Raw genomic sequence first — 441 nt, 5'->3', positions numbered from 1 at the left:
GAAAAACTGTTTAACAGTTTCTTAATTGAGAAAAAGGGCAAAGACATTTTCATCACATCGAAAGGGAAGCAGCTGCTCTCCTTAGTGCCTGAAGACTTAAAGTCTCCTGCGTTAACAGCGGAATGGGAACAAAAGCTTTCTAAAATCGCAAAAGGACAGCTGAAGGCTTCTCAATTCATGAGTGAAATGAAGTCCTATGCAAAACAAGCCGTATCTGAAATCAAACAAACGAACCAAACCTTTAAGCATGACAATGTCACTGGCACCCATTGTCCGGACTGCGGAAAACTGATGCTGAAAGTAAACGGAAAACATGGCACAATGCTCGTGTGCCAAGACCGAGAATGCGGCCACCGTAAAAATGTGGCGAAGAAAACAAACGCACGCTGCCCGAACTGTCATAAAAAGCTCGAGCTGCGCGGAGAAGGCGATGGCAAAATC

At 44.7% G+C, this 441-nt stretch carries 1 protein-coding gene; it reads left to right on the top strand.

Annotation, left to right across the window (positions count from 1 at the left end; all coding sequences use genetic code 11):
• On the top strand, positions 1–441 hold a 441-nt coding region (locus tag GFC01_RS18225), incomplete at both ends, for a DNA topoisomerase (RefSeq protein ID WP_243137697.1).

This window comes from Desulfofundulus thermobenzoicus (assembly GCF_009428905.1).
Lineage (GTDB): Bacteria > Bacillota > Desulfotomaculia > Desulfotomaculales > Desulfovirgulaceae > Desulfofundulus_A > Desulfofundulus_A thermobenzoicus.
Note: the sequence above shows the minus strand (reverse complement) of the source record. Positions and strands in the feature narration are given on the sequence as shown.